Source organism: Streptomyces sp. NPDC058086 (genome assembly GCF_042885015.1).
Lineage (GTDB): Bacteria > Actinomycetota > Actinomycetes > Streptomycetales > Streptomycetaceae > Streptomyces.
Genome location: NZ_JBHVST010000125.1, coordinates 21538 through 28184, shown reverse-complemented (window position 1 = coordinate 28184; position 6647 = coordinate 21538). Strand labels below are relative to the sequence as shown.

Here is a 6647-nt window from a genome sequence, read left to right as displayed (position 1 = left end):
CTGCGGCTGCTGCAGACCGTGGTGGCGGTCGCCGCCGAGAAGAACTCCACCCTCGTCCTCCCCTTCCCGGTGGAACTGCTGCGGTTCCTGGAACGCGCGCAGGCCCAGCCGGGGGCGCCGACGGTGGAGCAGATACCGACGCGCCCGCGGCCCGACGAGCACAAGGACGACGAGTTCGTGCTCGATGAACCCAAGGGCGACAAGTTCAGGCGCGACGAGGCCGAGGACGACGAGTTCCCGCTCGACAACCCCGGCGCGAGCCCTCTCCCCGGCCCCGGCTGATCGCCCCGCCCGAATTGCCGCGCCCGCCCGCCGACTCCCTGCTACGGTCCCTCCCATGAAGCGTGCCGCTGTGAAGACGACGACGCCGGAGAGTGTCCCGGCGCGCTGACTGCTGACGAGTCCAAAGCCCCGGGGCGAGTGCCCCGGGGCTTCGCCGTGTGGTCACTCGCCCCTTGAGAAGCGAGGAGACCACCATGACCGCCCTCCCCGACCACCGCCGCCTCGGCCGTGAACTGGACCTTTTCGACACCGATCCCCTGATGGGCGCGGGCCTGCCCTACTGGCTGCCCGACGGCGCGGCCGTGCGCCACACCCTGGAGGAGTACGTCCGCGACGCAGAACGACGCGCGGGCTACCAGCACGTGTACTCACCGGTGCTGGGCAAACGGGAGCTGTACGAGATCTCCGGGCACTGGTCGCACTACAGCGAGGACATGTTCCCGCCGATGGAACTCGGCGGCGAGCAGGTGGTGCTGCGCCCGAGCCTGTGTCCCCACCACGCGCTCATCTACCGCTCCCGCTCCCACAGTTACCGCGAACTCCCGCTCCGCATGGCCGAGTTGGGCGGCATGTACCGCTCCGAGCCGTCCGGTGTCCTCGGTGGCCTCACCCGCGTACGCGCCATCCAGCTCAACGACGCGCACCTCTTCTGCACCCTGGAGCAGGTCGCCGAAGAAGCCTCGGCGGCACTGGAGTTGATCCACCGGGCGTACGAGGCGATGGGCATCCGCGCGGCTCGCCACCGGCTCTCCCTGCCGGGCCCCGGCGGCAAGTACGTCGCCGACCCCGAGCTGTGGCGGCGCTCGGCGGCGCTGCTGCGCGAGGTGCTCGACCGCTCCGGGGTGGCGTACGAGGCCGTCGAGGGCGAGGCCGCCTTCTACGGCCCCAAGATCGACGTCCAGATCGCCGATCCGGCGGGCCGGGAGTCCACCCTCTCCACCGTCCAGATCGACTTCCACCAGCCCGAACGCTTCGACCTGCACTACATCGGCGCCGACGGGGCGAAACACCGGCCGGTCATGGTCCACCGCAGTGTCATCGGCAGCCTGGAGCGGGCTGTCGCCCACCTCATCGAGGCGCACGGGGGCGCCTTCCCGCCCTGGCTCTCCCCGACCCAGCTGGTGGCGCTGCCCGTCTCCGACGCGCGGGCCGAGGTCGAGCAGGCGGCCGATCTCGTACGCCGCTGCCTGGACCGGGGCCTACGAGCCCGGCTCATCACCCCTGACCAGGGCACCCTGGGCGCCCGGATCCGCGCCGCCCGTCTGGTCCCGTACCAGGCGGTGATCGGCCCCCGGGAGACCGCGGCCGACGAGATCGCCCTGCGCCTGCGCGACGGCCGCCGCCTCGACCCGCAGCCTGCCACCGAGGCGCTGGACCGCATCACCCGTCTCGTCCGCGCCCACAGCACCGAGCTGATCGACTAGATTTCCGCGCCGTGGACAGACTGCCGGTACACCAGCGGTGGTTGAGACTGCGTGGCGGTCGGTGGTCGTGCCGGGAGCGGTCTTCGCGCCGGCCGGGGGCGGGGCGCTGTACGCGGAACTCCGCCCGGTGTCCCCGCAGACGGACACGCGGGGCCTGCTCCGACAGCGCCGTGCCGCTGACGGAGCAGGCCGACGCGGCCGCGCCGGCACTGCCCGAGCACGCGACGGACCCGCGCTACGACACCGACCGTCTCCGCACGAGGGCCGGGACCCCGACGGGCACGACCGGCAGGACGGTCCTGAGGATGGAGTTCCGCGCCACGTCCGTCGACATCCAAAGGTGGCTGACCGCCAACCGTCTCCCGAAACCGGCCGACTTCGACACCTGGGGCGGTCCGGAGGCGCTCGGTGCGACCTGCGGGGTCCTGGAGGACGGCTTCTCGGACTGGCAGACCATGAGCGAGCGGCTCACGCCGACCGTGACGACCCCGTACGGGCTGCGCCTCATCGTGAACATCGACCCCGACAGCCGTCCGGAACCGGCCGTCCTGGTCACTCCGGGAGGCCTGAGCACGACTCGCGGCCACCGGGCTCCCGCCGCACCATCGAGGAACACGGCCGGAAGGGGTACGCGGTGGCCAAGAAGGACGGCACGGGCACGAAGGACGGCGAACGGCGCAAGGGCAGGGACCCGGCCCCGCTGCGTCGGCTGCTGCGCGTTCCCGGCGGCAAGGACGTCGACCTCTCCTCGTACGACGCCAGGGCCACGCCCGCCGGTCCGCGTGACAAGGCCGCCGGCCTTGCCGCCATCGCCCAGATGGTCGAACGTCTCGCCGATCTGCAAGAACGCCTCTGGGCCGCGAGCACGGCGGGTGACCGCCGCCGGGTCCTGCTGGTCCTTCAGGGCATGGACACCAGCGGCAAGGGCGGCACGGTCAAGCACGTCATCGGGCATTTCAACCCCGCGGGCTGCCGCATCCGGGGCTTCAAGGCGCCGACCGCCGAGGAGCGCAGGCACTCCTTCCTCTGGCGGATCGAACGGGCCCTGCCCGAACCCGGCGAGATCGGCATCTTCGACCGCTCGCACTACGAGGACGTCCTGATCGCCCGCGTCCGCGAACTGGCGCCCCGCAAGGAGATCGCCCACCGCTACGGCGAGATCAACCGCTTCGAGAAGTCCCTCGCCGACGACGGCGTCACCGTGGTGAAGTGCTTCCTGCACATCTCGTACGACCAGCAGCACCGCCGGCTCCTGCAACGGCTGGACAATCCCGACAAGCACTGGAAGTTCAGCCCCGACGACATCGACGACCGTGATTTGTGGCCCGCGTACCAGAAGGCGTACGAGACCGCCCTCGAGCGCTGTTCCACACCAGAGGCTCCCTGGTTCCTCGTCCCCGCCGACCGCAAGTGGTACCGGAACTGGGCGATCAGCACACTGCTCCTGGAACACCTCGAGGCACTGGACCCGCAGTACCCGAAGGCCGACTTCGACGTGGCGGAGAGCCGACGGCGACTGCTCGCGGGAGCGTAGCGAGAGGGGCCCGGCCACACGCGCGCCACGCACGGCTCATGTGCTGCCGCGGCAGTCGAGCCGGGCGGCGATCCGGGCGGCGGTCTTCGGGCCGTCGTCGGTCCAGTACTGCCCGGGCTTCAGTTTCGCGGCGGCGACCGTACGCGGGCTGAAGACGTAGTCGCGCCCCTCACCCGAGGGGTCCAGGTACGCCACATCGAGGGTGCGCGGCACCGGAACGGGCTTGGCCGCGTGACGCTCGAATCCCTCGGCGGACCAGAGCCTGACGACGCCCCTCTTCGCCGATGCCGTCCTCGGACCGGAGGCCCACCAGACGATCGGCGGGTTCGTCTCCTCGGCCTTGTCCCAGTCCGTGACCTCCACCCGCCGCAGTTCGTCGGAGGGACAGAGCGGGATCTTGACGACGATCGTCTCCCCTTCGGCCCGGGCTCCGACCACCGTCGTGTCCACCGGATCCGACGGCCCCAGGAAGCATCCGCTCGCCAGCAGGGCGGTCGCGGTGAGGAGGACCGGTGGAGCAACGCGTCGCCGGTTCGGCACCGGTACCCACCCCGTCTCGCGTCGGTCCTGCCGTTCGGATCGGCCGCGACAGGGGTTCGATCCTGCACGCGGACACGGGAAAAGGGAACCGACGTACGAGACCGGCGTACGAGACCGGCGCGTGTTCCGCCGGGTCCAGCCGGGTGACTTCCGTGCCCCCGTCGCCGGGCACGTGTGGACAATGGGCGAATAGTCTGGTTTACCCACATATCTTCATCTGGTGATGATTCCAGTACGACGATTCGCCGCGACCTGCGCCCTCGGCGCACTCGGGGTCGCGCTCGCCGCCTGCGGGACCCCAGGAACCCCGCACGCCTCCCGCCCACCCGCGTCGGCCTCGGGCAGCGCAAACGCCCAGCCCTCGCGACCCCCCACCCTCGCCCCCGGCTCCAGCGGTATCACCCCCGTCTTCACCAACGGTCCGCGGACGCAGGACAAGACCGTCGCGCTGACCTTCGACGCGGACATGACCGCGAGTGAGGGGCCACGCGCCGCGGCCGGGGAGCACTTCGACAACCCCGAACTGATCGCCACGCTGCGCGCGTTCAAGGTGCCGGCGACCCTGTTCATGACCGGACGCTGGGCCGACGAGTACCCGAAGGAGGCCAAGGACATCGGGCAGGACCCGCTCTTCGAGGTCGCCAACCACTCGTACAGCCACTACGCCTTCACCGACAACTGCTACGGCCTGCCCACCGTGCCCCAGGAGCGGATGCGGGCCGAGGTGGAGGAGGCCTACGCCGCCTTCAAGAGGGCGGGCGTGCCGCACGCGATGCCCTACTTCCGGTTCCCCGGCGGGTGCTACGACCAGCAGGCCCTGCGCACGCTCAGCGCCGTGGGCGTGACCGCCGTGCAGTGGGACGTCGTCAGCGGGGACGCCTTCGCCACCGACGCCGACGCCGTGGCCCGTCAGGTGCTGGAGGGTGTGAAGCCCGGATCCGTCGTCGTCATGCACTGCACGCGCAGCGCGGCTCCGGTGACCGAACAGGCCCTGCGGACGATCGTCCCCGAGCTTCGGAAGAAGGGTTTCCGCTTCGTGAAGGTCTCCGAGATGATCGGCTCGGCGACGCAAGGCGAGCGGAACGGCACCACGTAGGCGCGCTCCGGTCCCGGCCTACGCTGGGACCATGAGCGACGACTGCTGCGCCACCCCGGCGGCCCCCGCCCCGGCACCGGACCCGACCGACGCCGGGCCGCCGTTCGCCGAGTGCGTGCTGTGCCGGAAGCCGACCGAGTACCCGGAGTCGTACAAGGGGATCACGCTGTGCCCCGTCTGCGAGTGGCAGGAGGCACAGCGGACCGCCTGCTCCGGGTGACGCCGACCGCTCGCCGAAGAACCGATCTTCCGCCTGGCACACTGGAGGGCGTGAGCAGCGACCCGACCGTAGCCGACGCACCCGGCCGACCCGACGTACCCGGCTCGGCCGAGGACAGCCCCTTCCGATCCGAGCGCACCGCGCGCGACGAGGCCCCGCAGTTCGTGCTGCCGCTGGTCGTGCACATCGAGAAGGCCGCTCCCCCGGCACGCACGGACGCGCTGGAGACCGCGGCCCGCGCCGTGCTGACGATCCTCAGCGATGAGCGGGCCCTCAGGGACGGCGCATGGGCGCAGGCGGTGCGGGACTGGCAGGACGCCCGGATCCGCAAGGTCGTACGCAGGGCGCGCGGCGCCGAGTGGCGGCGGGCCGAGGCCCTGCCCGGCATCACGGTGACCGGCAAGTCCGCCGAGGTGCGCGTCTTCCCGCCGGTCCCCCTGGACGGCTGGCCCAAGGACCTGGCCAAGCTCCAGGTCTCCGGCACCGACCTCGACGACCCGGAGCCCCCGGTGGACGAGGACCCGACGGCGCCCGTGCTGTGGCTCAACCCCGATCTCGACATGTCGGCCGGCAAAACGATGGCGCAGGCCGGGCACGGCGCTCAGCTGGCCTGGTGGGAGCTGTCGGACGAGGAGCGGGCGGCCTGGCGCGACGTCGGTTTCCCCCTCGCCGTCCGCACCGCCGACCCGGCCCGCTGGGGTGAACTCACCACCTCCGGGCTGCCGTTGGTGCGCGACGCAGGCTTCACTGAGATCGCGCCGGGGTCGTGCACAGTGGTGGCCGACCATCCGGCGCTGCGCTCCTGACCGATCCCGACCGACCCTGAGTGACCTACGGACCCGAGGAGGCGCGATGGCCGGGACCCGGCTGGACGGCAGGGTCGAACGTGGCAACCGCACGCGGCAGTTGGTGCTCCGCCGCACGGTCGACATCGCCTCGGTCGAAGGACTGGAAGCACTGTCCGTGGGCCGTCTCGCCACCGACCTGCGGCTCAGCAAGAGCGGGGTCTTCGCGCTCTTCGGCTCCAAGCAGGAACTCCAGCTGGCCACCGTGCGGGAGGCCGCGCGCATCTACGTCGAGCAGGTGATCCGGCCCGCGTCCGAGACCCCAGCCGGTGTCGCCCGGACCTGGCGGCTGTGCGAACTGTGGCTGGACTACTCCCAGGGCCGGGTCTTCCCCGGCGGCTGTTTCTTCTACGAGGTCATCGCCGAGTTCGACGCCCGGCCGGGGCCCGTGCACGACGCCGTCGCACAGGCCCAGCGGGACTGGGCGGCCCATGTGGAGCACACCATCACCGAGGCCCGCGACCTGGGTGAGCTGCGCTCCGACACGGATGCCGCGCAACTCGCCTTCGAGCTCATCGCGTTGATGGAGACGGCGAACGCCGTGTCGGTGCTGCGCGACGAGACGGACGTCTATCGCAGGGCCCGCGTCGCCATCCTTTCCCGGCTGCGCGCGGCGGCGACCGACCCGTCCCTCTTGACCGAACTCTCCTGACCTGACGAGCTCTCCCGACCCGCCGAGCTCTCCCGGCCTGCCTCGCCTTTGACG

Annotated in this window: 8 protein-coding genes and 1 pseudogene; 7 read left to right on the top strand and 2 right to left on the bottom strand. The window is 71.4% G+C overall.

Annotation, left to right across the window (positions count from 1 at the left end; translation table 11 throughout):
- Window positions 1-282, top strand: a pseudogene (locus tag ACFVWD_RS49850) (slipin family protein); the annotation flags it as partial.
- Between the two features lie 194 nt (window positions 283-476).
- Window positions 477-1706 carry a threonine--tRNA ligase gene (thrS, locus tag ACFVWD_RS49845; RefSeq protein ID WP_389605154.1) on the top strand — a complete coding sequence of 410 codons (1230 nt, stop codon included), beginning with the start codon at window positions 477-479 and terminating at the stop codon, window positions 1704-1706.
- A gap of 235 nt (window positions 1707-1941) precedes the next feature.
- Here the strand turns inward: thrS and ACFVWD_RS49840 are convergent, their stop codons facing one another.
- Entirely contained in the window at window positions 1942-2214 is a 273-nt protein-coding gene (locus ACFVWD_RS49840; RefSeq protein WP_389605152.1) for a hypothetical protein, read from the bottom strand.
- A gap of 126 nt (window positions 2215-2340) precedes the next feature.
- On the opposite strand from ACFVWD_RS49840, the gene ACFVWD_RS49835 reads away from it, so the two are divergent.
- Window positions 2341-3240 (top strand): polyphosphate kinase 2 family protein, encoded by a 900-nt coding sequence (locus ACFVWD_RS49835; RefSeq protein WP_389605151.1) that lies wholly within the window; start codon window positions 2341-2343, stop codon window positions 3238-3240.
- A 36-nt stretch (window positions 3241-3276) separates the two neighbouring features.
- Here ACFVWD_RS49835 and ACFVWD_RS49830 read toward each other — a convergent pair whose 3' ends face one another.
- Window positions 3277-3780, bottom strand: coding sequence for a hypothetical protein (locus ACFVWD_RS49830; RefSeq protein ID WP_389605149.1), 504 nt, complete (start codon window positions 3778-3780; stop codon window positions 3277-3279).
- A gap of 223 nt (window positions 3781-4003) precedes the next feature.
- Here ACFVWD_RS49830 and ACFVWD_RS49825 point away from each other — a divergent pair, with 223 nt between their 5' ends.
- From ACFVWD_RS49825 to ACFVWD_RS49810, 4 genes are read left to right on the top strand one after another with little or no spacing between them, the layout of a single operon-like run.
- Window positions 4004-4876 (top strand): polysaccharide deacetylase family protein, encoded by an 873-nt coding sequence (locus tag ACFVWD_RS49825; RefSeq protein WP_389605158.1) that lies wholly within the window; start codon window positions 4004-4006, stop codon window positions 4874-4876.
- A gap of 31 nt (window positions 4877-4907) precedes the next feature.
- On the top strand, window positions 4908-5096 hold the full coding sequence (locus ACFVWD_RS49820) for a hypothetical protein (RefSeq protein WP_389605147.1): 189 nt from the start codon (window positions 4908-4910) through the stop codon (window positions 5094-5096).
- Between the two features lie 50 nt (window positions 5097-5146).
- Window positions 5147-5902, top strand: coding sequence for a peptidyl-tRNA hydrolase (locus ACFVWD_RS49815; RefSeq protein ID WP_389605145.1), 756 nt, complete (start codon window positions 5147-5149; stop codon window positions 5900-5902).
- A 46-nt stretch (window positions 5903-5948) separates the two neighbouring features.
- The gene (locus ACFVWD_RS49810; protein WP_389605143.1) at window positions 5949-6593 is read left to right on the top strand and encodes a TetR/AcrR family transcriptional regulator; all 645 of its coding nucleotides are present in this window, start codon (window positions 5949-5951) and stop codon (window positions 6591-6593) included.
- Window positions 6594-6647: the final 54 nt, after the last annotated feature.

Bases quoted from the DNA above. Each gene is read 5' to 3' on its own strand.
- thrS (WP_389605154.1), top strand. From the start codon at position 477: ATGACCGCCCTCCCCGACCACCGCCGCCTCGGCCGTGAACTGGACCTT.
- ACFVWD_RS49825 (WP_389605158.1), top strand. From the start codon at position 4,004: ATGATTCCAGTACGACGATTCGCCGCGACCTGCGCCCTCGGCGCACTC.
- ACFVWD_RS49840 (WP_389605152.1), bottom strand. From the start codon at position 2,214: ATGAGGCGCAGCCCGTACGGGGTCGTCACGGTCGGCGTGAGCCGCTCG.
- ACFVWD_RS49820 (WP_389605147.1), top strand. From the start codon at position 4,908: ATGAGCGACGACTGCTGCGCCACCCCGGCGGCCCCCGCCCCGGCACCG.
- ACFVWD_RS49810 (WP_389605143.1), top strand. From the start codon at position 5,949: ATGGCCGGGACCCGGCTGGACGGCAGGGTCGAACGTGGCAACCGCACG.